The sequence below is a fragment of the Methylobacterium sp. NMS14P genome (assembly GCF_028583545.1).
GTDB lineage: Bacteria > Pseudomonadota > Alphaproteobacteria > Rhizobiales > Beijerinckiaceae > Methylobacterium.
Map to the genome: position 1 here is coordinate 5087634 of NZ_CP087106.1, position 25215 is coordinate 5112848.

The following is a 25215-nucleotide window of genomic DNA, read 5'->3' on the forward strand; positions in this document are numbered from 1 at the left end:
TCCGGATGGTCACACCTCGCGGTGCGGCTTCAGCGCCACGACGTTGCCGTCCGGTGGCGTGTCCGAGCTCCGGCCATCGCGCAGCGCCTCAGCGACCTTGACGGCGAGCTGCTCGCGCCGGAACGGCTTGCCGATCAGGCGCACGCCCTCATCGAGCCGGCCGTGGTGGACGATGCTGTTCTCGGTGTAGCCCGACATGAACACCACCCCCACCTCCGGGCGGATCGCACGGATGCGCTCGGCGAGCTCGCGGCCGCGGATCTCACCCGGCAGCACCACGTCGGTGAGTAGCAGGTCGATCCCGGCGGCGTGATCGCCGAACACCCGCAGCCCCTCCGCGCCGTCGGCGGCCTCCAGAACCCGATAGCCGAGGTCGGACAGGATCGCACAGGCGATCTCGCGCACCGCCGCCTCGTCCTCGACCACCAGCACCGTCGCGTCCCCGCGCGGTAGCTCCACCGGCACACTCGCGCGCTGACCGGGGGCGACCGCAGCGAGAGCTGCGCGCGGCAGGTAGATCTTCACCGTCGATCCCTCGCCGGGCTCGGAGTAGATCTTCACGTGCCCGCCCGATTGCTTGACGAACCCGAACACCATCGCGAGGCCGAGCCCGGTGCCCTTGCCATCCGGCTTGGTTGTGAAGAACGGTTCGAACACCCGCGCCACCACCTCCGGGGTCATGCCGTGGCCGGTGTCGGAGACCGCCACCATCGCGTAATCGCCGGCCGTCACCTCGGCGTGTTCACGGGCATACGCCTCGTCGAGGACCTTGTTGCCGAGCTCGATCGTCAGCCGGCCGCCGCCCGGCATGGCGTCGCGGGCGTTGAGGGCGAGATTGAGCACCGCGCTCTCCAGCTGCGCCGGATCGGCCATGGCCGGCCACAACCCGGCGCTCTCTACGTAGCGTACTTCGATATGCTCGCCGAGCGTGCGCCGGAGCAGCGGGATCAGATCCGGCATCGCGGCGGCGAGATCGATGGCGGCGGGCGCCAACGGCTGCTTGCGCGCGAACGCCAGGAGCTGGCTCGTTAGCGTCGCTCCGCGCTGCGCCGCCCAGGCGGCGCGCTCGATCCGGGTGTGCAGCTTGGCATCTGCGCCGCCGAGCTTCGCCCGTACGAACTCCAGGTTCCCGAGCACCACCTGGAGCAGGTTGTTGAAGTCGTGGGCGATGCCGCCGGTGAGCTGGCCGATCGCCTGCATCTTCTGCGCCTCGCGCAGGACACCCTCAGCCTGGGCCCGTTTGGTCATATCGGTCACGGTCACGACGAAGCCGCCGTCCGGCATCGGCGTACGCCGCAGCTCCAGATGGTGGCCGTCGTCACGCCGACGCTCGTACACGACCGGCTCGCCGTGCGCGCTGCGCCCGTGACGGACCTGATCCGCGCTCTCCAGCGCGGGACGACCCGGCTCCGCTGTATGCTCGGCCAAGGCGGCGTAAGCCGTGCTGGGCCGTAGCAGCGCCTTGGGCAGGTCGAGCAGCACCTGGAAGCAGTGGTTCCAATTGGTCAGCGTCCGGTCGGCGCCGAACACCGCCACGCCCTGGCTGAGGCTGTCGAGCGAGGCGCGCAGCCGCAGCGCCAAGGTGCGCTGCTCGGCCTCGACCCGGTGGGAGCGCGACCACGCCTGGTTCAGCAGCCGGGCGGCTAGGAGCAGGATCAGCACGGCCAGCGCGGAGCCGCCGACGGCCATCCAGCGCACCCAGGCGGCGCGGGCGTCGTTGGCCGCGACCCGGGCGTCGAGCAGCCCGTGTTCCTCGGCGAGCATCGCCACGAGGACCGCCTCGGCTTCCTTCATATAGGCGCGACCGATGTCGGTGTTGACGATCCGCACCGCGGCCTCGAACCCGACGGTGCGGCGCAGCTCGACCGTCTGGGCTAGTTCCTCGAGCTTGTGCTGGACGACTGGGGCGAGGCCGCGCAGCCGCTCCTGCTGGGCCGGGTTGTCGGCGGTGAGCTTGAGCAGCTCCGACTGCAGCAGCCCGACCCGGTCGCGGGCGGCGTCATAGGGGGCGAGATAATCGGGCTTGCCGGTGAGTAGGTAGCCGCGCTGGCCGGTCTCGGCGTCACGCAAGGCGATGGCGAGGTCCTTCAAGGTGCCGAGCACCTGGAAGCTGTGTTGCGTCCACTCGCGGGCCTCGCGGGCGGCGTTGAGACGCTCCCAGGTCACGCCCGCGACCAGCACCAGGATGGCAAGCAGGACGGCGAGGATCAGGACGTTGGCGCGTCTGACGAGGTGCTGAGACATGGCGTCTCGCTCGTAGAAGCTCGCGAAGCTCAGGTCCAATACCTTTGGCGTGGCGCCAGAGCTGGCGGTTTCCGCCGCGCCGGATCGAAAGCATCCGGCGGGCTACACCTGCCGCACCTCACCCGGCTCGAGCCGTAACCGCTTCACCAAGTCGCGTGATAGGCCGCCGACGATCTCGACCTCCGCATCGGGTGCGGCCTGCAGCGCGACAGCCTCTAACGCCTCGTCCGCCGTGACCGCCAGTACAGCGTACACGCGCACCACGTCGCGTTTTGAGAGCTCGGACACGAGGAAGGCGCGGCGTTTGGCGGGCTTCGGCATGGTGCCGGCTTACGGGCAGGGAGCATGCCCGTCATCGAGACGGTCGCATACAACTCGAGTATCCCCACCACAGTCCTGCCGCGATCGGCGCGCCAGCTGAAGCGCAGTGGTGAGGACGGCCGCCGAGTATCCTGCCGCCGGGAGTATCCTCTCGTGTTCAAGTGCGCCGCAGCCGTCCTGATCGCCCTGCTCGTCGTCGCGGTCGGCGGCTTGATCAACCTGCTCCTGCTGCCCGTCCGTGCGATCCGAGGTCTGTTCCGACATAAGGCCGCGTCAGCTCAGGTGACGGCCGGCTGACGAACCCAAGACCCAGGCTGATCGTGCCTGCTGGCATCGCCGGCGCATCCTTCGAGCCTTCGACGCGTTATCGGCTGAAGCTTGACCGCAGAATGGGCGGCGAGCTGTCCGGATTTGGAGACGCATCGCATGACCATGAAGGCCTTCATCGCCGCTTCCGTGCTCGCCCTGTCGCTGCCCCTGACGGCTCAGGCCCAGGGCACGATCCCGGGTGCTGAGCGCGGCGCGGCCGCGGGCAACGCGGCGGCCGGCCCGATCGGTGGGATCGTTGGCGGCGCGGTCGGCGCGGCCACCGGCACGGTGGGCGGCATCCTCGGCGTCGATATGGCGCCGCGCTTCCGCAGCTACGTCCGCGAGCGCAATGTCCGGTCGTACGACTACGACGGCCGGGTCGCCGTCGGCACCGCCCTGCCGGCGTCGGGGGTCACCTACTACGACGTGCCGAGCGAGTACCGCGTGCAGCCCGGCTACCGCTACACCGTGGTGAACGACCGCCCGGTGCTGGTGGATGGCGGACACCGCATCGTGGAGGTCATCGACTGAGCGTCTGAAGTTAGCCCGCACGCAACCGGACCTCTCTACGTAAATTAAGAGGTCGCATGCGGTGACGTGCGCTGGATAGAAATCTGAGTGGGCCACCTTTTTGAAAGAAGAGGCGGCCCATTTTATTCAGTTGCGGCTTGAAGCGCATTTCTAGATTGCTTAGCTAACAGTTCACACTTCATCTTATGAACTGCAGATAGACGCTGTATAAGGCTGCTGGCAAACCCGCTGCGGCCGTACGGCGTGAATCTAATGAAGCAGCGTCGCAACGGTGGCCGGTAGTAGGACGCGGCGGACGGCGATAATATCTATCTGTCCCTGGCACGCCGCTAAAATCCTTATGAGAAATTGAGTACAATGCGCAGGCTAAATGGCCGCGGAGGGCTTTTGCGCCAGGTAATTCCATGCAGCATCCTCCTCCTCTAGGTCGAACGTCTTAGTTTCCACTGGTAGCGCGAGTCCGGATAAGTTGATCATCGCCTTGGCCAGCATGGGGCGCCGACTACTACGTAGCGGTTGATGTGAGCGACTGAGCGCGCCTTCACGCTGTTGGCGTAGCTATCGAAGCTAGCGGCTAATTCCGTCCCTTCATAGTTCGACATGATGATGAGCATGTCGATCTTGTTGTGGGTCTTCATCGCCTCGTCGGTGATGGCGGACATCCACTCGATGTCGTCCTTCGTTACTTTATCCTTGATCTCGAAGGCGAGCAGATCAGGACGAGGCGATTGTCTCTGGATGACCGAACCATTCGGGGCGCTACTCATGACGGGCGTCTCCTGGGAGGGGCGAACGCCGAGCATATAGTGGACGTCCCTCAGATCCATTGGCCGCCATGCGCTCGCGCAACGCCACCGCCCGTTGGGCAATAGCTTCGGCGTCGCACACACGGCAGGGACCGCCCCGGCCAGCGGCACGGCAGCGATCAGGGCTTCGGCAGGACGCGCGTGGCATCAGTTCTTTCCTAGAACGAGAGCTATTTGGTGATCAGCTCGCGGATCCGTGCCGCCAGCGTGTCCACGGCGAACGGCTTCGTCAGCACCGACATGCCGGGTTCAAGCTGGCCATTGTTGAGCAGCGCGTTCTCGGCAAAGCCGGTGATGAACAGCACTTTCAGATCCGGCCGGCCGACGCGCGCCGCGTCAGCCATCTGTCGGCCGTTCATGCCGCCGGGCAGGCCGACATCACTGACGAGCAGGTCGATCCGCGCATTGGATTGCAGCACCTTGAGGCCGCCGACCCCGTCCGCCGCCTCGATCGCCGTGTAGCCGAGATCGCCCAGCACGTCGGCTACCAACATGCGCACCGTCGGCTCATCGTCTACGATCAGCACGGTTTCCCCGGCTTCCGCGACCGGCAGCAACGCCGCTTCCGGTAGCACCTCGTCGTGCTCCGCCTCGCCCCTGTGACGCGGCAGATAAAGGCAGACCATCGTGCCCTCACCGACCTCGGAGTAGATGCGTGCCTGACCGCCGGACTGCTTGGCGAAGCCGTAGATCATGCTCAACCCGAGTCCCGTGCCCTCGCCGATCGGCTTGGTCGTGAAGAACGGATCGAACGCCTTGGCGATCACCTCCGGCGGCATGCCAGTGCCGGTGTCGGAAACGCACAGTGAGAGATACTGCCCCTCCGGCATGTCGTGCTGTTTGGCTCCATGCCGGTCGATCCAGCGGTTGCCGGTCTCGATCGTAATTTTGCCGCCGCCCGGCATGGCATCGCGGGCGTTGATGCACAGGTTCAGCAGGGCGTTCTCCAGCTGGGACGCATCGACCAGAGCCGGCCACAACCCGGCCATCGCCACGGTTTCGACCTGCACGCTCGGCCCGACCGTGCGTTGGATCAGGTCGAGCATGCCGCTGACCAGGGTGTTGACGTTGGTGGCTCTGGGCTGAAGCGTCTGCCGACGCGAGAACGCGAGCAGGCGATGGGTCAGCGCGGCGGCGCGTTTGGCGGCTCCTTGCGCGGCGATCATGTACTTCTCGACGTCCTTGAGCCGACCCTGATTGATCCGGGTGTTCATCAGCTCCAGCGAGCCGGAGATGCCGGCCAACAGGTTGTTGAAGTCGTGCGCGAGGCCGCCAGTAAGCTGGCCGACCGCCTCCATCTTCTGCGACTGGCGCAACTGCTCCTCCAGGCGATCGCGCTCCCGCTCGATCCGTGTCCGCTCGGAGATATCGCGGGCGTGATGGAAGGCGCCGACGATCGTGCCGGTCGCATCGCGCAGGGGCGTGTAGGTGATCTCCCAGGTCGGCACACCCCGCTCAGGGTCGCCGAACTCCTCGGTCACCACGAACCGCTCGCCCGTCAGTGCGCGGTCCATCAGCCCGCGCAACAGCTCCGCCTGAGCCGGCGGAAACAGGTCGGGCAGGACCTCGCCGATCATCTGGCGATGGCCCATCAGGCGCGAGAACTCGTCGGCGTGCGCCTGGTTGAAGCCTATCAGGCGGTGGTCCCGGTCGAAGGCCAGGATCGGCGCGGCGTCGGAGAGCACGATGTCGCGGTAGAGCCGCAGCTCGGCCATCCGTTCGATCGCCTCGCCTTCGAGCGTCGCGTTGCGGGTGCTGAGCACGGCGGCGGCGTCGCGCAGCACCGTCACGTCCTGGACGAAGATGTAGAAGCCATCCACAGCGCCGCGAGCGTCATGTCGGGGCAGGTAGCGAATGTCGGCGATCCGGCGTCGTCCGTCCTGCCAGGGCCAGTCCAGATCCATCCGCACCGGCTCGCCCGTCAGCGCTCGCTCGATTGCGGTACGGCGCACAGCGTAGCCAGCCTCCCCGGCGATCTCCGGGATGGTCCGACCGACCACCTCCCGCGGCGACAGGCCAAACCACTCTTGGTAAGCGGCGTTGGCGAACTGGTAGGTCAGAGTTCGATCGACGAACGCAACCAGGAGCGGCAAGGCGTCGGCGATCAGGCGCAGCTCGGTCACCGCTCGATCCCGCTCTTCGGTCAGGGCCCGACGCTCCTCCACGTCGATGAGCACGCCAGGGAAACGCAAGGGTGTCCCGTCCGGGCCGTGCTCGACGTGGCCGTTGGCCTCTACCCAGTGGTACAGTCCGTCCTGGCGGCGAACCCGGTACTCGTGGGCGTAGCGCCCCCCGCGGGCTACCGCCTCGTCTATCGCGTTCGCGAGCGCGGGCTGATCGTCAGTGTGCACAGTGGCGACGATCTGAGCGAGCGGGATGCCCTGCCGTCCGAGTGCCGGGTCGAGACCGAAGTTGGCTGCGAATGCCTCGTCTACAGTAAAACAGTCGGTGGGTATGTCCCAGGTCCAAGTGCCCAGGATCGCTCCGGCCGCCAGAGCGAGCTGGATCCGCTCGGCATCCGCCAGCGCACTTATCTCGCCCGCGCGCGCTACATCGCGCTCCTCGGTGCGGTTGGTGACGGTCCGGGCCAGCACAGTGTTTTCGGCACGCAGGGCGACCTCATCCATGTCCCGACGCTGATCGCCTAGGACGTGGTGCGTGGCCTCGGTGGCAACGTTGAGAAAGCCCTTTACCTCACTGCCCTCGCGCAATGCACTGTACGAGAGTCCCACCAAGTATCCTCTGGCTGCCCGTTACGGGTCATCACCAAGTGATAGTTGGAGAACTGGACCCGCTCGCCCGCCATGGCGCGCGCGATTAGCGGCTCAAGCTCGTTCCAGATCTCTGGCCAAGCTTCGCGCATCGGCCGCCCGAGGGCCGGATGCCGTCCGCCCAGGAATGGCGCGTAAGCGGCATTATAGAGGAACGTGCCTTCCGGACCCCAGGTAGCACACATGGCGACGTGCGCCGACATCATCATGTCGTAGATGGTGCTGAGCGCAGGCGACCACGCATCGCGCGGTCCCAGCGGGGTTGTGCTCCAATCGAAATTGGCAAACGGCGACACGCGGGGCTCAGCCTTCTAGTCCGGCCGGCGCCGATGAACCGACGTGGTGGATGTCGTTGTGGGTCTGGAACGCTCGCTCACGTTCATCGAGCAGACGGAGCGCGGCGCGGACCACTTCGCTGAAGTTGCCGTAGCGGCCAGAGGCGAGCATCCGCTCCGCGACCGCGTGCAGCTCCGGGCTGAGGGAGATCGAGACGGACTTGCGCACGGCCATGCTTGCTCATGACGTGTGCCAACTTGTGCGACAAGCGACCTGTCTGTCGCAGGGGTGGGGATCACGCACCTGTGTGGCGGGTGAGACCGTATCGCTCTGCGAGAGCCGCAGCCTGACTGCGTAGCTCCAGAGCGCGAATGCGTTGGCTATGTGCCATCACACGCAAGGTCGGAGGATGGACCATCTCGGGGACTTGGAACGCAAGTTCTGCCAGTTCGTCAGCGTGCACCTCGCGCCCGACGGCCTCGTTCAACAAGAGGCGTCTGAGTTCCAAGGCATCGTCGTGCATGCTGCTTCCTTCACAGTCACGCTGGCGTGATAGGGCAATAGGCCGTGGCCATGAAACTGTACCACCGTGCGATGCATTGGGTGGGGCCATGACAACCGAAACCCGATCCCCCCGCCCGCTTGCCGTCGTCGCCGATGACAATGCCATGATCCGTCTGAACGCGGCCGACATCCTAGAGGATGCAGGCTACACACCGATCGAGGCATACCATGGCGACCATGCTCTGAGCATGCTCAAGCAGCATCACCCCAATGTCCAGGTGCTTTTCACCGACGTGCAGATGCCCGGCGGTCGGCGCGACGGGTTCGCCTTGGCACGTGAGGTTGCTGTTTGCTGGCCGCATATCGCGATCGTGGTCGCTTCCGGCGAGATGCATCCGCAACCTGGAGATCTACCGGAGGGGGCAACATTCATCCCCAAGCCGTTCAGCGCGGAGGTAGTGCGTGAGCACCTGCTTAAGGTCGTCCCCGAAGAAGACTGCCCCGCCCCGCTCAAAACTTCCCTTTAGATTGAGGCAGAGTGCCCAAAATCCGAGAACTCGACGGTGCGCGCCAGGAAGCCCCCCACCGTCGAGCCCGACACAAGCGGTGAAGCCATCCACGCTCAGTCCTATCATCAACAGCCGCGCTCATAGAAGGTTCACAAGCCGATGCATGGGTTAGCCGAGCAACCAGCCTAAATTTTCGAGAGTTGGTAAAGCAGCATAGAAATAGCAGCCGCCCCGAAGAGCGGACCGAGTCTAGGGAGGAAACGCCCAGTGCAAGGACTGCAGCATACGACGTCATCGCACGATGTACTGTGATAACAGTCGGGCGCGTGTGATTTTCTCCCGCGTGACTTTTGCATCCGCCTATTTGTAGTCTATAGATCGGGATTAGTTATTTTTATGCTCGGTCCATCGGTAACAAGCGAAGTGTCACTTGCGTGTGGGGTAAATCCATACGAGTGCTGAGCACCTTCGTAGAGCTGGCGGCGGCTCGTGTCGGACACCGAATTCAAATGGCGGCTTTGCTATATCGAATGTGACGTCTGTCCTATCAGCTTGAATGTCGGCAAAACGATCGTTTTTCCGACGATCGCTGGGCACGCATGTTGGGCCGCCAAAATGGCTGCAAGCCCGTCAGAAAACCGCGTCGGCTATTCAAACGTCGGCAAAACGTGGCTTTCCGACGCTAGGGGCGAGTATGCTGTGACATCCGGTTTCCTGCATCGCGCAATCGAAAGCAGAACAGCGGCTTTCGGCCATCGTCGGCCGTCGGCGAGCACCCCGGCGAACGTCTCAGATGGGTGGGTTTGAGACGGTCCGCTTCCGAGCGGCAATAAGCTGAAGCGGACATCTCTTCCTTTCCCGTTCGTGACCCTTTCAGGCCTTTGGCGGTGAGCTTGAATGATCGCCGTGCTCGGGTGAGGCTATGCGCACTGCAAGCTGCTTCAGGGACCGCAAGTGGTGACTGAGACCATCACTCTTCGTCCGGCGGAAGAGAGGGACGTGCCTGCGCTCGTTCGTCTTCTGCGGCGCTCGTGGCTTGTCACCTGGGCCCCCGAGCTTCCATTCGAGGCGGTGCAAGCCTTCGCCGCTGTCGACCCAGCGCGGTTGCAGGCCGAGAATGAGTGGCGAAGCTTCACCGTTGCCGTCCGTGGTGACGTGCTGGTTGGTGTTGTTGCCCCCTAAAGACCGGACAGGGTCTCCTGGGTTGATCGGGTGATGAACTCGCGCGGCGAGCGGTAGCCGAGCGCGCGATGAGGATGAAGGTCGTTATAGTGCGCCAGCCAAACGGGGAGCTGGCGCAGCACGCTCTCGGCATCCGGTAGCACCGAGACACGCACGTAGTCGCGTTTCAAGGTTCGCACGAACGCCTCGGCCATGCCGTTGCTCTGCGGGCTCTCCAGCGGCGTCGTCTTCGGTATCAAGCCGAGTTCGCGGGCGAAGCGGCGCGTGTCGCGGGCGACGTAGCAACTGCCGTTGTCAGTCAGCCACTCGATCAGGCTCGGTAGCTGGTTGACCGCCCCGAAGCGATGCTCGACGGCCGCCACCATCAGGTCGCGGACGTCCTCGCCCGTGATGCCCGCCGTGGTCGCCACGTAGCTCATCGCTTCCCGATCGCAGCAGTCGAGCGCGAAGGCGACCCGCACACGCTCACCGTTCTCTGCCGCGATCTCCAGCCCGTCCGAGCACCAGCGTGTATTGCGCGTGGCCACCGCCACCTTGCCCTCGTGACGGCGCGTCTCGGCTCCGCCCACATGTCGCTGCAGCAGGAGGCCGTGCACCTTCATGACCCGGTAGACCCGCTTGGCGTTCGGCGCAGGCCGCCCATCCCGCTCGGCCTGCCGGCGCAGAAGGGCATGGACGCGCCGATAGCCGTAGGTCGGCAGATCGGCGATGAGCGCCTGGATCGCGCCGAGTAACGCGGCGTCGGGTGCAGGCGGACGGCCGCGTCGGCCCCTGGGCTTCCAGGCGGGGGAGGCCTGCCTGGACGAGGCGAGGTGCGGGCGCGACACGCTCAAAGCTGCGGCCACAGCGCTCACCGGCCGTCCCCCGGCCACGAGGTCACGCGCGAGGGCAACTTTTTGGGGGCGGCGACCCGCTCCATCGCCTCGCGCAGGATCTCGGTCTCGAGCGTCTTCTTGCCCAGGAGCCGCTGCAGTTCGCGGATCTGTGGCTCGCGCAGCCCGCAGCTCGGAGGCTGGCACCACCTCTTCACCGGCACCGGCGGCCGTGAACGCGCCGCGCTCCATCAGCCGACGCCACGTGAACAGCTGGTTGGCGTTCAGCCCGTGGCGGCGGGCGACGAGCGAGACGGATTGACCGGGCAGATAGGTCTCCTCGACGAGGCGCACCTTCTCCTGCGTGGTCCAATGCCGACGCCGCTGGACGGAGGTGATCACCTCGACGCGTTCGGCGCGGGGCGGGTCGTTAGAACTCACCATACGGTCGGTCATAGGCACACACTTCCATAAGCGTGAGCCCCTGTCCGGTCATTTTGGGGGCTACTTCAGTTGGGATGATGCAAGTCGGAGACGATCAGATCACCGACCTGCACGTCGATCCCGCCTATTGGAATGTAGGTGCTGGCTCGAAGCTGCTCATCGCGGCCGAACAGCAGGTCGCGCGCGCTCATCCAGTCGTGCGTTTGGAGGTGCGTGGATTCAATACCCGAGCACGCGGTTTCTACGCACGTTACGGTTGGAAAGAGGTGCGCACATATCCCGGCATGGAGTGCGGAAGCATTGTTGAGAATGTGGAGATGCGGAAGCGCATCAAATCACAGGATGATTAGTGTCCGGTCTATGACCGCTTCTGAGAAGCGCGGACGGCTGTCTAGGCGGCTGAGTTGGGTCGGGAGCCGAACGGCGGCTCGGGGTGGGTTTTCGCCGGTCCGCTTCCGGTTACCGAGGCATCAAAGCTGACGTAAGTTACTCAGCCAGTGGCGCACTGACGTGCGTAAAGCCCTCTTGGATCCTCGCCATGACATCACTTCGAGCCATGTCGTGACCGAGCTTCACTGCCGAAGCAAACCCCTCCGCGTTGGTGTCACCGTGGCTCTTGATCACAATGCCATCAAGGCCAAGGAAGACGGCCCCATTTGCCCTGTTGGGGTCCATCTTCTCCCGCATCGATCCGAAAGCACGCCGCGCTAGAACGTAACCGATCTTCGACCGCAGATCCTGTCTCATGGCAGATCTTAGGGTCTGGGCGATCTGGCGGGCTGTCCCTTCGGCTGTCTTAAGGGCAACGTTCCCGGTGAACCCCTCCGTCACAATGACATCCACTTGGCCACCGCCGAGTTCATTGCCTGCGATGAACCCGCGAAAATCGAGATCAGGGAGATCAGATTTTCGCAACAACCGAGCAGCGTCCTCCGCGATCGCGGCAGCATCTACTTCTTCGGCATCAGTGTAGAGCAGTCCGACCCTCGGGCGGTCGACGTTGAACACGATACGGGCCATTGCAGCCCCCATGACAGCGAAACCAACGAGCTGGCGTGCGTCAGCGCCGATCGTTGCACCAGCGTCGAGCACAATGCTCGTGCCACGCAGCGTCGGCCAGAGCACCGCGAGTGCTGGTCGGTCCACGCCATCCATCATGCGGACGCAAAAACGCGACATCGCCATCAGCGCGCCTGTGTTACCGGCTGAGACAGCGGCATCGGCTCTACGTGACTTCGCGGCATCGAGGGCAAGCCACATTGAGGATTTCCCCCGCCCCCGGCGCAATGCAGTGCTGGGCTTGTCTCCCATATTGATCGCCACATCGGTGTGGAGGATCTCGGAGGCAGCAGAAAGGCGTGGGTGATCCTCCAACAGTGGTCGAATGCGTGCCTCGTCGCCGACGAGTAAGAACGAGAGGTTGGGATTTCGCGCGAGCGCAAGCGCCGCACCCGGAATGATAACGCTGACGCCATGATCGCCGCCCATGGCGTCGAGAGCGATACGAACCTTGTCCGTCATATGCGTCGTGACCAATGGCGACAGGAGCGGCCACGATGCATCATGCGCAGACGCTCGCCAAATCAGGCTTGCTTGCTGCCTCAGCATTCACAGGGGCCCGAGGTGGAGCGCTCGCTTTCGGGTTGAAAGTCCGGATCTGTTAGCCAACCCGAACTGGATTGCCTCAGGGCCTATGAACGACCGCTTTGGAGAAGCGCCGACGGCGGTCCGAATGTCTGGGTAGGGTCGGTACAAGGCCTTCCGCTTTTCCAGCCGGCCGTCTCCGAAGCGGACCGGCAGCTTTCGGCCAGACTACGCCACGCTGGATTGTCGATGAGCGCAAAAGCCGCCGTTCGGCTCTGCGCCCAACCCGGCCATTCAGTGGTCTGTTAAGATTTTCCGCAAGCGGACGCTACCATCTACGTTCGGAGGGCGTCTTAGAGTCCGTCCGAGAAGTCAGGCTGAGCGGGCCAGTCGCCTGACGAGGATCATGACGGCTGCCGCGTAGAGGAATGCTCTGGCCGAGGCGATAGTCGCCTCTGGGTCCTTCCAGAGGCGGCGATTGCGGCTGATCCAGGCGAAGAAGCGTTCGACCACCCAGCGGCGTGGATGCACGGCAAAGCCGACTTGATGGGGCGGCTTGCGCACGATCTCGACCGTGATGATCGTGGCGGTCGCCGGTCTGTTGCCGGCATAGCCTGCATCGGCGAAGGCTTTGGCGATGAACGGGAAGGTCCGACGCGACAGGCGCAGCACCGGCACGGCTCCGTCGCGGTCCTGTACGTCGGCAGGCTGAGGATCGAGGACGAGCGCGCGCCCGTCCATGTCGACCAGCGCTTGGCGCTTGCGCCCCTTGACCCTCTTGCCGGCATCGTAGCCGCGCGGGCCGCCGCTCTCCGTCGTCTTGATGCTTTGGCTGTCGAGGACCGCGGCAGACGGTGAGGCTTCCCGTCCGACTCGCTCGCGATCGGCCATGACCAGGTGGTGGTTGATCCGGCCAAACAGCCCTGTGTCGCGCCAGCGGCTGAAGTAGCCGAACGTGGTCGAGCGCGGCGGTAGATCCTTGGGTATCAACCGCCAGGAGATCCCACCCCTCAGAACGTAGAAGATGGCGTTCAGGACCTCCCGTGTCGTCCAGAGCGGAGGCCGGCCACAGGGCGCTGGCCTCGGCATCAGTGGCTCGATCACCGCCCACTCGGCGTCGGTAAGGTCGGTTTCATAGCGAAGGCCCACGCGGCTATGCTGCCGCCGGGTGGTCGGGGTCCACATGGCGCTTCCAGGTCAGGCTTCAGCACCCTCCTGGAATCATCGCCATCCCGGCCACTCAACCCCGCCTCAGACCCTTACCGGACGGGCTCTTAGGGGACGAGCTAATGGTACGTAAGCGGCCGCTGCCATGGCCGGACAGTCCTTCACCGTGTCTGCCCCGCGGCCGTCCCGCCAAGTTCCAGAAGGATCTCGGACGTTCGCGATTTTGCGTTCCAAAATCGAGAGACCATTCTTTGGGACAATCGTCATTCGTGGCTTGGATCGTTCTGCTAGAGCAGGGCCTATTGGACCGATGATGCCATTGCGCCGAACGCATGGAGACAAGCCCTTGACCCGTATGCGTGCGCAACGGGGTCATGAGTGATAGCCAGACATTGGCCATTTGCCTCGGAGAGGGTCGGGGCACGATGATCTGGTTTGACGATCCATCCCTCGGGTTGCATGTAAGCATGCGAGGGTTGTGCTATGATCAAGACGGAAACCAGTTTCACTCAGCTCCAAGCGTCGGTCGAAGCGACCACGGCCCGTGCCCGCGAGTTACGGGCAGCCAGTTTCGCGATACAGCAACACCTTGCAGTGACATGCCGAGAGATGAAGGAAGTATTCAATCATACGCAAGCGACGCTCAGGGCCGTGCATCAACACCTCGCCTCGCTGCGCACAGGATCGGCCGAACAGAACGGCTGCGAAGGCGAGCCAGTTGACGCTTTGATCAAGGCGTTGGATGTACTTGGGCGCTGCGAAAGCGATCTCGAAGAGACGATCGACGACTTGATCACGGCCTTCAGAACTGCAAGCGCCTTGGGCGACGATGACAAAAGGACGTTGTTCGCCAACGCTCTCATGATGATTGGCCGACATCTCGCCACGCAGGTCGGCCCCAAAGCTGCGGGCGTCATCATGAATTAGGGCCAGCACGGTGCGGCGACGGCAGAGGTATGTAATGGAACGCGAGACATCCGCCATCCGCATCGTCCAGCTGATCGCCGCTGAACTCGGCGTACCCGTCGCCTGCTTTTACGATCAGGCAGGATCATCACCCTCCGACAACGAGGCGATGCAGAAGGCTGTCGCAGCGCTCCTGAGCGCATTCGGCGCGGTCCGTAACCCTGAGGAGCATCGGCGCTCTGTCGCAGTCCTATCCGCCGAGGCAGAACGTCTGCGGGACCTTTTGGATGATAAAGATAGAAAGTAATGCTTGGCAGCGTCCGCCTCTTGCTCCGGATGGTTCGAAAGCCCCTCTGGGTCCAGAAGCGGCTATGTCAAAGTGTGTCCGTTAAATTCAACAGGTTATGTTGAGACGAACTCGTCCCACGGTGCGCCTCACGAGCTTCTGAAGCTACGCCTGATCTGTCTTATAAATTCGCAGGCGATCCGGGCGCGTCGCGAGAGCCATCTTACGTTGCGAGCTCGCTCGGTCATATCTATTTGATGTTGCTCAGTGGCGGCTGATTTCCATCGCCAGTGCCCGTGTGAGCGTGTCCATCTCCACCGGCTTTTCGCAGCGCTGGATGTGTCCGTAGCGCGGGGGGATCACCGTGCCCTCGTAGCCAGTGGCGAAGATAAACGGCACGTCGCGCGTCGCCAAAGCATCCGCCACCGGAAACACCATCACGTCACGCAAATTGACGTCGAGCACCGCCGCGTCGATCTCCGCGTTGGCTTCGATTAACGTCAGGGCTCTGGCGACGCTCGCCACGGGACCGAGGACTTCGACGCCGCTTCTCACCAACGTCCGTCGCATCTCATCGGCGATGAAGTAGTCGTCCTCGACCAGGAGCACCTTTCGCCCCGGCAGCGCGTCCGGTCCACGGCTCGATGTACTCATCCCCGACCGTCCTCCTGGATGAAGCCTTAGGCCAACGGCAGCTCGATCAGACAACGCACCTCGGCCTCGCCGAGTTCGTAGTGCGTCGTGGCGTCGAGCGCGTACGGCAGCGCGTTCTCGATCAGCTCGCGACCGTAGCCGTTCCTCAGGGCCGCGCCGGCCGATCCGTGCTGCCGGTCGATGCCGGTCTCGACCCATTCCAGCGTGAGCCGAGGACCCTGCCCGTCGGGCTCGTGCGTCCACCAAGTCACGTTGAGCTGGCCGTGCGAATTCGACAGCGCACCGTACTTGCGGGCGTTGGTGGCCAGCTCGTGCAGGGCCAGCGCGAACGTCTGCACCGTCGCCTTGCGGATGCGGACGTCGGGGCCGGTCAGCACGACGCGCTCCTGTAGATCCGCGGCGGCGAGCGCGTCGAGCTCGCTTCGGATCAGCGTTCCCAGCGTGATCGGCTCCTCCTCCGCGCGCGATAGCAGGCCCTGCACGCGCGAGAGGGCGCCCAACCGCTCGTTGAACGCCGACCTGAACGCCTCCAGTGTGTCGCTCGCCGCCACGGTCTGCTGCGCGATCGAGTGGACCACGCCGAGCAGGTTGCGCGTGCGGTGCTGCAGCTCGGCGACCAGGACACGTTGCTGCTCCTGCATCCGGCGCAGATCGTCGATGTCGGTCGAGGTGCCGAGCCACTCGACCACCTCCCCGCGCTCGCCGCGCACCGGCATCGCGCGCATTTGGAACCAGCGATAGCCGCCACTGGCGGCACCGCGCAGGCGTCCTTCCATCTGCAGGAGGCCGGTCCGCGTGGCCGTGCGCCAAGCCTCAACGGCCGCCGCCCGGTCATCCGGATGCATGGCATCGAGCCAGCCATGGTTCCGGCTCTGCGCCTCGGTCTGGCCGGTATAGGCGGACCATTGCGGGCTCACCCAGGTCCACTGCCCGTCCTCGGCCGCCCGCCAGACCAGTTGCGGGATGCCCTCGACCAGGGCGAGCAGCCGGCGTTCGCTCGCAACCTGACGCTCCTCGGCGCGCTTGCGCTCGGTGATGTCGACGAACGTGAGCACGACCCCGGCGATGAAGTTGTCGACGCTGCGATAGGGCAGGACCCGGACGAGGTATTGTGCCCCCGTCGTCGAGTTGGTGATCTCGCGTTCGACCACGCTCAGGGTGCGTAGCACGCGCCGCGCATCGTCCTGCAGCTCGTCGTACGCGATGCGCGACTTGATGTGGCCGATCGGCCGGCCCGCGTCGGTCTCGATCAGGTGGAAGATCTCGGTGACGGCGGGCGTGTGGTTGGTGATCCGTAGCTCGTTGTCGAGGAAGACCGTCGCGATCTGTGTGCTCTCCAGGAAGTTCTTCAGGTCGCTGTTGAGCCGGCCCAACTCCTGTACCCTGTGGCCGAGCTCGCCGTTGACCGTGGTCAGCTCCTCATTGATGGATTGCTGCTCCTCCTTCGAGGTCTGCAGCTCCTCGTTGGTCGATTGCAGCTCCTCGTTGAGCGACTGATACTCCTCGTTCGAGGATTTCAGCTCCTCGTTGGTGCTCTCGAGTTCCTCGATGGTGGCCTGTAGGCGCTCGCGCGTGATCCCGAGCTCGGCCTCGAGGCGGCGGGTGCGCTCGAGCTCGCCCGTGGCATCGATGGCGGCGTCGCCATCGGTAGCCATCGCCGGACCACCGTCCTTGAACAACACGAAGTAGCTTCGCGCGTCCGGATCGTCCCGCATGGGCTCGACCACGAGGTCGACCGCGTGGCGCCCGCCGTTCTGGCCGATCTGCAGGCCGTCGACCTGCACTGTCTCGCCGGTCTCGTCGGCCTTGGTCAGTGCCGCCCGCAGGTCGAGCCGCAGGTCGGGATGGGCGAGCTGCAACAGGTTCAGGCTGGCGACGCCGCCAGCCGGGTCGATGTAGCGCCCGGTCCGACCGGAGAAGTGCAGGACGGTGTACGAGGCGTCGGTGATGACGTAGGCGGGCGCGTAGCGCTCCGCCAACCGCTCGGCACGCCGGGTCAGCGTCGCGGCGATCGGTCGAGTTCGCTCCTCGACGGCGACCGGCGCTCCGATCCGACGGTCCGGCGTCGAGAACGGGAAGTCCGGCAGGACGCGCGTGCCGGTCTCCCGGCGCCGGAAGATGCGTGAGCGGCTGTCGATCGCCGCGAACAGGTCGGTGTGGCGCGAGACGTTCTCCGAGTTGCCGAGGAACAGGGTCCCGTCCGGCTTGAGCGCGAAGTGGAACAGCGGGATGACCCGGCCCTGCAGATCGGCGTCGAGGTAGATCAGCAGGTTGCGGCACGAGATCAGGTCGAGCCGCGAGAACGGCGGGTCCTTGATGATCGAGTGCTGCGAGAAGATGCACATCTCGCGCAGCTCCTTCGCGAGGCAGTAGGTGTTGCCCTCCTTCACGAACCAGCGCGCCAACCGCTCGGGCGACATGGTCTCGCTGATCGTGCTGGCGAAGCGCGCGGCCCGCGCCGAAGCCAGTGCCCGGCCGTCGAGGTCGGTCGCGAAGATCTGGACTTGGGGTACGTGGTCGAGCATGGCCATGTGCTCGCGCAGCAGGATCGCCAGCGAGTAGGCCTCCTCGCCGGTCGAGCAGCCGATCACCCAGACCCGGATGTGGTCGTCCCGCCCTTTGTCGGCGAACAGCCTCGGGATCACCTCGCGTTCGAGGATCTCGAACTCCTTCGGGTCGCGGAAGAACTGCGTGACGCCGATCAGGAGATCGTTGAACAGCTCCTGCGCCTCCCCCGGCTGGGTGCGCAGGACCTCGATATAGTCGTCGATGTTCGCCAGCGAGAGGACCTGCATCCGGCGCTGGACTCGGCGCAGGAAGGTTCCGGACTTGTAGCCGTGGAAGTCGTGGCCGGTCCTGTTGCGCAGCACCCCTGCGATCGCCGTAAGCGCGGCCTTGGATGCGGCGGGAGCGGCGACGCCCTGAGCGTCGAGTTGACGGGCGGCGGCGGCCACGCGTTCCACCAGCTCGTCGAGGGAGAGGACGGCGTCGGCGAGCGCCGCCGGGGTCTCGCTGAAAGCGAGCTCGCCGGCCGCGGCCTCGGGTGTCTCCTCGGCGAGCGTGAGGCCGCCGGCCTCCTTGATCGCCTTGAAGCCGAGCGTGCCGTCCCCGTCCGTGCCCGCCAGCGCGACCGCGATGCTGCGCCCGTCCTCGTCGCGGGCGAGCGACACCAGGAAACTGTCGATCAGACCTTTACCCCCGACTTCATCCGCGAGCCGGGTGCGGAAGCGTCCGTTCTCGACGCCGACGACGAGGTCGGCGGCGATCAGGTAGGTGCGCCCGCCCTCGATCAGGGCGTCGTCCCGGACATCCGCCAGCTCAAGGCCGATCGCCATCAAGGCATGTCGAAACCCCTTCTCGTCGAGGGCGTCCCTGTGCTGCAAGGCGACGATCACCGCCACGCCGTCCAGGCGCGGCAGGCGGGTGAGGACGTGCTGCAGCGACGCGGTGCTCGCGGCCGACGCACTCAGGGCTACGAAGGCGCTCGTCCTCGACGAACTCACATCGACTGGAGGCATGCTGGGTCGCCATGATGCGAGGCGCCGCGGCGACGGCGATGCCGCCCCACGCACCCCGTGCAGGAAGTCTCGGGCGCTCGTACCACGGCTCGGTTGCGGCGTGGCGGGTACACAGCGTCCTACTCCTCCTGTGCCCCTTCGCTCCCGGACGGTTCGGGCTCGGGCAGAGTGAGCAGGACCGCCCGTCGGATCGTCTCGGCGTACTCCCGGTACTCGGCCGCGCGCTCGTCGTACATCTCCGCCACCGCCGGACGTCCGGAGCTTCGCCCGTCCCGCGCCATGCGGGCGACGAGCTCGGCACGCTCCTCGATGATGCGCAACGCCACGCGCAGCGCCTCGTCGACGGCGTTCTCCTGCTGCTTGGCGACGACCTCGGCCGTGAAGGCGTGGCCGACCTGGCAGCGGTAGCGCAGCGGCTTGGCATCGCGCATCGTGGACAGGACGCCGCTGCAGTGCGGGCAGGTCAGTGGCGCCGGATCGGCGATCCGGCGCAGCACCTCGCTGTCAATGCGCTCGCCGGCGGCGATGTCGATCTCCAGGCGGATCTCGGGCGGTACCGGTAGGCGCGGTCCGGCCGGCTCGCGCACGAGATCGGACAGGATGTCGCCGAGCCGCGCGCTCGGCACGGCGAGGTCGACGGTGACCGCCGCCATCCCGCTCAGCGGCATCTCGTCGGCGATCGCGTCCGCCGGGTCCTGCACGATCGCGACGCCGCCGCAGCGCTTGATCGCCTCCAGCCCGGCGGCGCCGTCGTTGAGCAGGCCGCTGAGCAACACGCCGACGACCCGGGAGCCGTAGGCCGCTGCGGCGGAGCGGAACAGCGGGTCGATCGACGGGCGGGCCATGTTCTCACGGGGACCGCGGCCGAGCCGCATCTGTCCGTCGCGTATGATCAGATGGTGATCGGGCACCCCGAGGTAGATGTTGCCGGGCGCGATCGCCATGCCATCCCGGGCGGCGTGGACCGGCAACGATGCGGCCGCGGCCGTGATGGTGGCGAGCAGGCCGAGGCTGCGGGCCGGGATGTGCACGACGATGAAGACGGCCGCCGGCAGATTTGCCGGCAAGGCGGCGAGGATCACCTTGAGCGGTGCGGTCGCGCCCGAGGAGCCACCGATGACGATGATATCCCGGTTCATCATGATTGCCTTCCGTGGGTTTGCGCGCGTCGCACCTGCCTCGATGGCGGGATCGAGAGGATGGGGCTTTCCAGGGCGCCGCTATTCGCGATCATCGTCCGCGGCTTGTATCGCCTCCCCGTCGACCGAGCGTCCGATCCGCGCCGCCAACGGGATGGACAGGGCGCATCGCAGTCCGTCCGGCTCGTGGGTGAGGTCCGACTGTGCTTCGAGCTCGTAGGCGAGCATATCCTCCAGCAGGGCCGTGCCGAAACCGCGGTGGGTAGGCTTTGTCACCTCGCTACCGCCCGCTTCCTTCCAGATCAGCGCGAGCACCGGCTCGGGATCGCTCTGTTCGATCTGCCACGACACCGTCACGCGGCCGGGCGCGAGCGCGAGAGAGCCGTGCTCGATCCCGTTGCTGGTCAGCTCGTGCAGCGCCAGCGCCAGGACCATCGCGGCCTTGGGCCTGAGCCGCACCCGCGGACCGGTGATCGTGGCCCGCTCGCCCTCGCGCACGAGGTGAGCCATCAGCTCGTCCGAGATCAGCGTGTGCAGATCCGCCTCGCCGAACGCGTCCGTCGTGGCTTGCACGCGCATCAGGGTGTTCAGACGGCCGTCGAGGTGGGCGGCGTAGGCCTCGACATCCCCGGCGTGTTCGGCCGAGCGACGCACGATCGTGCGCAGCATCGCCGTCGTGTTGCGAACGCCGTGGCGCAGACTGTCGGGCATGCCGGCCTCGTTGAGCAGCCGGCGCAGGCGCGCGTTGTCGGCGCGCACGGCGGCGAGCTGCTCGGCCATGTCACCGGGATCCGTCATGCCGATCCTCCACAGATGTCGGGTATCATGGCCAAGTGGCGCCGGGGGTACGCGGTTCACGGGCGACCTAGGACGGGACGATCATCGTCCACCGTGAGGTGCAGGTAGGCGGGGTCGAACTGCCCGAGCCGGGCGAGAGCCTCCGGATCGTGGATGGTCAGGCGCCGGCTGCGCAGGGTGATCAAGCCCATGGAGCGCATCTCCTGAAGCGTGCGGTTGATGTGCACGCTGGTCTGGCCCATGGCGTCGCCGAGATCGCTCTGGGTGATCGGCATCGGGCAGGTGTTGCCGTCCGTGAGACCGATCGCCGCCAGCCGGGCGTGCAGCTCGCAGAACAGGTGGGCGAGCCGCTCGATGCCGGTGCGGCAGCCGAGGCTGACCGTCCATTCGCGCTGGACCGCCGCGGTGGCCAGCGCCTCGCGGTGGAAGGCGATATCCAGACCCGGGCTTCGGGCGGTGATCGCTTGGAGCGCCGCGCCGGAGATCTGCCCGAGCGAGACGGGGGTGATCGCGCCGAGCGTGTGGTCCATCCGATCCAGAAGGAAGACGTGCGGATCACACGGATCGCCCGGCAGGAGGAGCCCGACGATCTGGCGACGGCCATCCACGAGCTGGCGGTAGCGGCAGGCCCAACCCTCCAGGATGACGTTGATGGTGCGTGGGTCGTCGCCCTCGTGGATGAGGTCGGTCCGCGCCGCGATCTGACGGACGGATCCGACGATCTCGCTCAACCAGATCTGATCGCCGTCCGAGAGACGGACATAGCGCTGAAGCTTACGCGCGAGCAGGTTCGGCATCGGCTGCTCCATCAAGGATGGCTATGCTGTAATCGAAACATTATTGCAAAAAACTCATATAGATCAGTTTTCGACCTTGAGGCATAGGTGGCGACGCTGTGTAGTTCAAAACCTTGACATCATTCAAACCTATGTGAAAGTTGCCTCCCCCCTTCCGTGCAACTGTGATGTGTCTTCCCCGATTACCGTCGGTGTTGACGCGACCTGCGCCGACCCTACTCCCTCCGATCGGTCGGCGCAGGTACCCTCGGTTCGACGAAGTATCATCCGGTATTCGGGTTGCGGGTCGAACGCATTTCTTTCGAGAGGGATGCGATGGCTTACAGCGTCAGGGTGGAGAAGATTGGCGAGGCAGGTTCGCCGTGTGGGAAAGTCGCTCTGTACGAGGCGAACAGCGAGATCGAGGCTGTGACGATCGCCACCTACGAGGTGGACGCACATCGATCCGGTCGACAACGCCTCGCTACCGTGTTCGACCCCGCAGGCCTGCTCGTTCTGGCCTACACCGGACCAGCGAGAGCGCGGGTCGATCAAGTATGGGCCGGCGATGACGGAGGGTGAGCGGCAGGATCGAATGCTCGCCGAGCGCGAAGCAAAGCTCTTGATCGGTGTCATGCTCGCGTTGCAGGTCACACTCCTGCTTAGCACCTTGCTTTGGGCCTGACGGGGCGTGCGACGTGACAGGGCATGCGTTCGCAATCCTGCTGGCGGGCTCGTTCACCTTCGGCTGCGCCGCTATCCACACGTGGCGTGAGTATGCTCCAGATCTGACGCCGGTGCTCGCAGTGGCGCTGCTTTCCCTAACAGTCGTCGTGGGTGCGACAGTTGTCGGCAAAAGCGAGAACGCCGCTGCGGAACAGGCTCGATCCGCCTCGCAGACGCTCCGCTGATGGCGACTGAGGCAGGATCCCGCACGGCAGGACGGAGGATGGCATGCCGCGCTACTTCATCGACACTTCGAACGGTTTCAAGGCGCACGACGAGCAGGGTTTGGTCCTGTCCGGCCCGGAAGAGCTTGCGATGGTCCTGCGCCAGTCCCTTGCGACCGTCATGCACGATGAGGGCAGCCATGGCAGCCATGATGAATTCCGAGCGATCGCCTACGACGAAGAGGGTCGGCACGTGATGATCGCCACCATGCGCCTGACGACGAACGCCCCGAACTAGTCGCACGCATCGGACGCACTCGGATGCCGAGTTGGTCGCCCTCGCTGTCATGTCCGTTTAAGCGGCGGCTGATCATCGTCCTATCGGAGGACGTGCCTACGCCATCGAGCAGGCAGGACGCGCTCCTGTTCAACCGCCTGCTCGAACTGGAAATGGCTGCGGAACGAAAAGGCGCACCGGAGGCGTCCTGCCGAGTAATCGCACGCGTGCGCCGCCTTGCCGGTACCGCTGCCTCAGAGGAATACCTATCGAACCTCCGGAGCAATTGATGGTCGCGGCTGGTCCCTACGTTCTGCGTATGCGATCAACACGGCTGCGTTCCAGCTGCGCCGTTCCACCTTGCTTGCCTTATTGGGACGCTGCACTCCGCGCTCGCTTTAGGGCGAAATAGCAGGGTGCGGTTTCCACCCCGAACCAAATTTGCCGAATGGCAAACGTACGGCCGCTTTACGGGGGGCTGTCAACGGTCCTGGCGGTAGAATCGGGTCGGTAGGAGGCCGTCAGATTTGCCGACAAAACGGCTTTGGACTTGCTCCGCTTTTGCGGAGCAAGTCCAGTGGCAGCCGAGGAAGCGGACCGAGCAAAGAGGTCCTGATGCTCGCGCTGGCTGACGCCGTCAGCACGCTCACAGTAGATCCGCGGCAGCATGCGGCAGTCGACAGTAGCGATACGGAAGGGCGCACGGCAGCTGCAGAGGTATCACACCACACGCACTGAAGGAGCGGCGGGGCACCGGGCGCCCCGCCGTACCCTCATTTCGTAACTCTCATACCGCTCAGGCACCGCCGGCTAGGAAGGGCGTGGCTGCAGCCAACACCGCCGCCTTGGTCAGGGGCGCATCGAAGGCGCCGTCCCAGCCGACGAAGCCACGCACCCGCCGCACCTCAGCGGCGTGCCGCGCCTCTACGGAGTGGATCTGCAAAGCCGTCGTCAGCACCGGCGTGCCCTGCAGGTTGCCGGCCTGCCCCTTGTACGCCGCCACCCCGAGATCCTCGAACGTGCTCGACAGCGTGGTGAACGTGTCGAAGTTCGCAAACACGTCGGGGTACTTACCCTTGCCCGTGAAATCGAAGGCCGGCGGCGGGATCACGGCACCGCCGAGTGCGCCCTGCAGCAGGCGCACGTGCTCGGCCTCATGGCGGGCGAGCTGCGTGAACACGGCCCGATAGCGCGCCGGGATCAGGCGGGGCGTGGCCAGCGCCGTGCGGTAGAACTCTGCCTCCAGGTACTCCAGGGTCAGGGCGAACCGGAGCACGTCCACCACCTGTCCCGGCAGCCCCTGCGCGAACACCTCGGTGGAGGCTACCGCCAACACGGTCGGTGTGCTGGCGAGCGCCCCGAGCGTACCGGCGGCGCGGGTAAACAAGCCTCGGCGCGAGGTCATACGGGCGGTGAGATCGGGGTCGAGGGTCTCGATCAGCGTGGGAGAGGCAGGCATGGATGCGGTCATGGCGGCGTCCTCTGTGGCAGGGGCGAGCATCGGCTGGGCGATCACGGCAGCTGGCTCGCGCTGACCGGGGTGAGGACGAACGGCACCACCTTAGGCAACACCTGCGAGGGCACGAGCGCACGATCGAGGCCGTTGCCATCGACGATGTCGCTGCCGGCGAACGCCGCGCTGTAGGGGTTGAGCATGTCGTGGATCGTGGCGGCATGGCGCGCCTCGACCGAGACGATCGAGCCAGCCTTGGCCAGGAAGTCCGGGTTGCGCAGGAGCTGACCGGCGCCGTTGTAGGCGGCGACGCCGAGGTCCTCGAAGGTGCGAGCGGTGCCGAGCACGCTCTGGCGGCTGGCGAAGTTGACCTGGCCGAAGTCGACCTGCAGGTCGGGGATTGCGTTGCCGCCGAGCGCGGAGCGGAAGAACTCGCGGTGGGCGACCTCGTGGCTCTGGATCCCAGTGAGGCTCTGCTCGTCGGCAGCGTTGAAGCCGCGATAGGGCTGCTGCAGCACCTGGGTGTAGAACGCAGCCTCCAGCTGCTCCAGGGCGTAGGCGTAGTTCAGGACGGCAAAGTCACCTTGGCCGAGATCGACTGTGCCGCCAGCGAGCGTGGCGCCACGCTGAGCGAAGGCTTCGGCGAGGTTCAGTTCCAGGAAGGCTGTCGAGGCGACAAAGACACTGGCCGCCTTGAGGAGCCCGCGGCGTGATCGCGCAGTAGCCTCCTGCTCGATAGCGCATTCTGGTTGAGCTGAGCGGATCACGAGCATCTCCCAATTTCGGCGACATCGTGGCGCCGACGAGAGGCTGCAATGCTCCAGTCAAGCTGGCCAATAACATAAGTTATAAATTAATTTAGAAATCGCCCCAAGTTCCGAGTTTGCAACGTGATGTGAAAAATCGGTCGGCGTGTGAAACTCTCTCGTTCGTACAGCGGTAACAGCACGTTTTGCCTATCTATCATTTGATGGATTACCGCAAAGCACGTTCTTATGCAGGAACTTAGTCGAGAGTTGTGGGATTTCATGAGCCATGCGGGCGACCGTCCGTACCCA

General features: G+C 65.2%; 25 protein-coding genes. 9 read left to right on the forward strand and 16 right to left on the reverse strand.

Annotation, left to right across the window (positions count from 1 at the left end; translation table 11 throughout):
• Positions 1–9 precede the first annotated feature (9 nt).
• A complete protein-coding gene (locus LOK46_RS24195; protein WP_273560912.1) occupies positions 10–2244 on the reverse strand; it encodes a CHASE3 domain-containing protein in 2235 nt (744 codons plus the stop codon).
• 102 nt (positions 2245–2346) lie between these two features.
• Positions 2347–2565, reverse strand: a complete 219-nt coding sequence (locus tag LOK46_RS24200) for a hypothetical protein (protein WP_273560913.1) — start codon at positions 2563–2565, stop codon at positions 2347–2349.
• 24 nt (positions 2566–2589) lie between these two features.
• Here LOK46_RS24200 and LOK46_RS24205 point away from each other — a divergent pair, with 24 nt between their 5' ends.
• Both LOK46_RS24205 and LOK46_RS24210 read left to right on the forward strand, forming a co-directional pair.
• Positions 2590–2862 (forward strand): hypothetical protein, encoded by a 273-nt coding sequence (locus tag LOK46_RS24205; RefSeq protein ID WP_273560914.1) that lies wholly within the window; start codon positions 2590–2592, stop codon positions 2860–2862.
• Between the two features lie 129 nt (positions 2863–2991).
• A complete protein-coding gene (locus tag LOK46_RS24210; RefSeq protein WP_273560915.1) occupies positions 2992–3405 on the forward strand; it encodes a DUF1236 domain-containing protein in 414 nt (137 codons plus the stop codon).
• 473 nt (positions 3406–3878) lie between these two features.
• Here the strand turns inward: LOK46_RS24210 and LOK46_RS24215 are convergent, their stop codons facing one another.
• The 4 genes from LOK46_RS24215 to LOK46_RS24225 form a co-directional block, all read right to left on the reverse strand.
• On the reverse strand, positions 3879–4172 hold the full coding sequence (locus tag LOK46_RS24215; protein WP_273560916.1) for an STAS/SEC14 domain-containing protein: 294 nt from the start codon (positions 4170–4172) through the stop codon (positions 3879–3881).
• Positions 4173–4381: 209 nt separating this feature from the next.
• Positions 4382–6943, reverse strand: coding sequence for a PAS domain-containing protein (locus LOK46_RS24220; RefSeq protein ID WP_273560917.1), 2562 nt, complete (start codon positions 6941–6943; stop codon positions 4382–4384).
• Positions 6901–7191 carry a PAS domain-containing protein gene (locus tag LOK46_RS32965; protein ID WP_443192908.1) on the reverse strand — a complete coding sequence of 97 codons (291 nt, stop codon included), beginning with the start codon at positions 7189–7191 and terminating at the stop codon, positions 6901–6903. Before LOK46_RS32965 ends, LOK46_RS24220 begins: the two co-directional genes overlap by 43 nt.
• A 94-nt stretch (positions 7192–7285) precedes the next feature.
• Positions 7286–7492 (reverse strand): type II toxin-antitoxin system ParD family antitoxin, encoded by a 207-nt coding sequence (locus LOK46_RS24225; RefSeq protein WP_273560918.1) that lies wholly within the window; start codon positions 7490–7492, stop codon positions 7286–7288.
• 193 nt (positions 7493–7685) lie between these two features.
• On the opposite strand from LOK46_RS24225, the gene LOK46_RS24230 reads away from it, so the two are divergent.
• Positions 7686–7811 (forward strand): hypothetical protein, encoded by a 126-nt coding sequence (locus LOK46_RS24230; protein WP_273560919.1) that lies wholly within the window; start codon positions 7686–7688, stop codon positions 7809–7811.
• A gap of 58 nt (positions 7812–7869) precedes the next feature.
• Positions 7870–8289: a response regulator gene (locus LOK46_RS24235; protein WP_234741691.1), complete on the forward strand. Its 420-nt coding sequence runs from the start codon at positions 7870–7872 to the stop codon at positions 8287–8289.
• Positions 8290–9449: 1160 nt separating this feature from the next.
• Here the strand turns inward: LOK46_RS24235 and LOK46_RS24240 are convergent.
• A complete protein-coding gene (locus tag LOK46_RS24240; RefSeq protein WP_273560920.1) occupies positions 9450–10721 on the reverse strand; it encodes an IS3 family transposase in 1272 nt (423 codons plus the stop codon).
• 65 nt (positions 10722–10786) lie between these two features.
• Here LOK46_RS24240 and LOK46_RS32970 point away from each other — a divergent pair, with 65 nt between their 5' ends.
• Positions 10787–11059, forward strand: a complete 273-nt coding sequence (locus LOK46_RS32970) for a GNAT family N-acetyltransferase (protein ID WP_443192909.1) — start codon at positions 10787–10789, stop codon at positions 11057–11059.
• A gap of 136 nt (positions 11060–11195) precedes the next feature.
• Here the strand turns inward: LOK46_RS32970 and plsX are convergent, their stop codons facing one another.
• Together plsX and LOK46_RS24255 are read right to left on the reverse strand one after the other, a co-directional pair.
• On the reverse strand, positions 11196–12230 hold the full coding sequence (gene plsX / locus LOK46_RS24250) for a phosphate acyltransferase PlsX (RefSeq protein ID WP_273560922.1): 1035 nt from the start codon (positions 12228–12230) through the stop codon (positions 11196–11198).
• A gap of 435 nt (positions 12231–12665) precedes the next feature.
• Positions 12666–13478 carry an IS5 family transposase gene (locus tag LOK46_RS24255; RefSeq protein WP_043075003.1) on the reverse strand — a complete coding sequence of 271 codons (813 nt, stop codon included), beginning with the start codon at positions 13476–13478 and terminating at the stop codon, positions 12666–12668.
• A 465-nt stretch (positions 13479–13943) separates the two neighbouring features.
• On the opposite strand from LOK46_RS24255, the gene LOK46_RS24260 reads away from it, so the two are divergent.
• Together LOK46_RS24260 and LOK46_RS24265 are read left to right on the forward strand one after the other, a co-directional pair.
• Positions 13944–14387, forward strand: coding sequence for a hypothetical protein (locus LOK46_RS24260; RefSeq protein WP_273560923.1), 444 nt, complete (start codon positions 13944–13946; stop codon positions 14385–14387).
• 34 nt (positions 14388–14421) lie between these two features.
• On the forward strand, positions 14422–14673 hold the full coding sequence (locus tag LOK46_RS24265; protein ID WP_273560924.1) for a hypothetical protein: 252 nt from the start codon (positions 14422–14424) through the stop codon (positions 14671–14673).
• A 243-nt stretch (positions 14674–14916) separates the two neighbouring features.
• Here the strand turns inward: LOK46_RS24265 and LOK46_RS24270 are convergent, their stop codons facing one another.
• From LOK46_RS24270 to LOK46_RS24290, 5 genes are all read right to left on the reverse strand, one after another.
• The gene (locus LOK46_RS24270) at positions 14917–15306 is read right to left on the reverse strand and encodes a response regulator (protein WP_273560925.1); all 390 of its coding nucleotides are present in this window, start codon (positions 15304–15306) and stop codon (positions 14917–14919) included.
• A gap of 26 nt (positions 15307–15332) precedes the next feature.
• Entirely contained in the window at positions 15333–18824 is a 3492-nt protein-coding gene (locus LOK46_RS24275) for a CheR family methyltransferase (protein WP_273564683.1), read from the reverse strand.
• Between the two features lie 119 nt (positions 18825–18943).
• Positions 18944–19966 carry a chemotaxis protein CheB gene (locus LOK46_RS24280; RefSeq protein ID WP_273560926.1) on the reverse strand — a complete coding sequence of 341 codons (1023 nt, stop codon included), beginning with the start codon at positions 19964–19966 and terminating at the stop codon, positions 18944–18946.
• Between the two features lie 78 nt (positions 19967–20044).
• The gene (locus tag LOK46_RS24285; RefSeq protein ID WP_273560927.1) at positions 20045–20761 is read right to left on the reverse strand and encodes an HWE histidine kinase domain-containing protein; all 717 of its coding nucleotides are present in this window, start codon (positions 20759–20761) and stop codon (positions 20045–20047) included.
• Between the two features lie 56 nt (positions 20762–20817).
• Positions 20818–21558, reverse strand: a complete 741-nt coding sequence (locus LOK46_RS24290) for a Crp/Fnr family transcriptional regulator (RefSeq protein WP_273560928.1) — start codon at positions 21556–21558, stop codon at positions 20818–20820.
• Between the two features lie 315 nt (positions 21559–21873).
• Between LOK46_RS24290 and LOK46_RS24295 the strand changes: the two genes are divergently transcribed.
• Together LOK46_RS24295 and LOK46_RS24300 are read left to right on the forward strand one after the other, a co-directional pair.
• Positions 21874–22119, forward strand: coding sequence for a hypothetical protein (locus LOK46_RS24295; protein WP_273560929.1), 246 nt, complete (start codon positions 21874–21876; stop codon positions 22117–22119).
• 372 nt (positions 22120–22491) lie between these two features.
• On the forward strand, positions 22492–22725 hold the full coding sequence (locus LOK46_RS24300) for a DUF6894 family protein (protein ID WP_273560930.1): 234 nt from the start codon (positions 22492–22494) through the stop codon (positions 22723–22725).
• Between the two features lie 775 nt (positions 22726–23500).
• Here LOK46_RS24300 and LOK46_RS24305 read toward each other — a convergent pair.
• Both LOK46_RS24305 and LOK46_RS24310 read right to left on the reverse strand, forming a co-directional pair.
• Positions 23501–24175: a ferritin-like domain-containing protein gene (locus LOK46_RS24305; protein ID WP_273560931.1), complete on the reverse strand. Its 675-nt coding sequence runs from the start codon at positions 24173–24175 to the stop codon at positions 23501–23503.
• Positions 24176–24216: 41 nt separating this feature from the next.
• Positions 24217–24930, reverse strand: a complete 714-nt coding sequence (locus LOK46_RS24310) for a ferritin-like domain-containing protein (protein WP_273560932.1) — start codon at positions 24928–24930, stop codon at positions 24217–24219.
• Between the last annotated feature and the right edge of the window lie 285 nt (positions 24931–25215).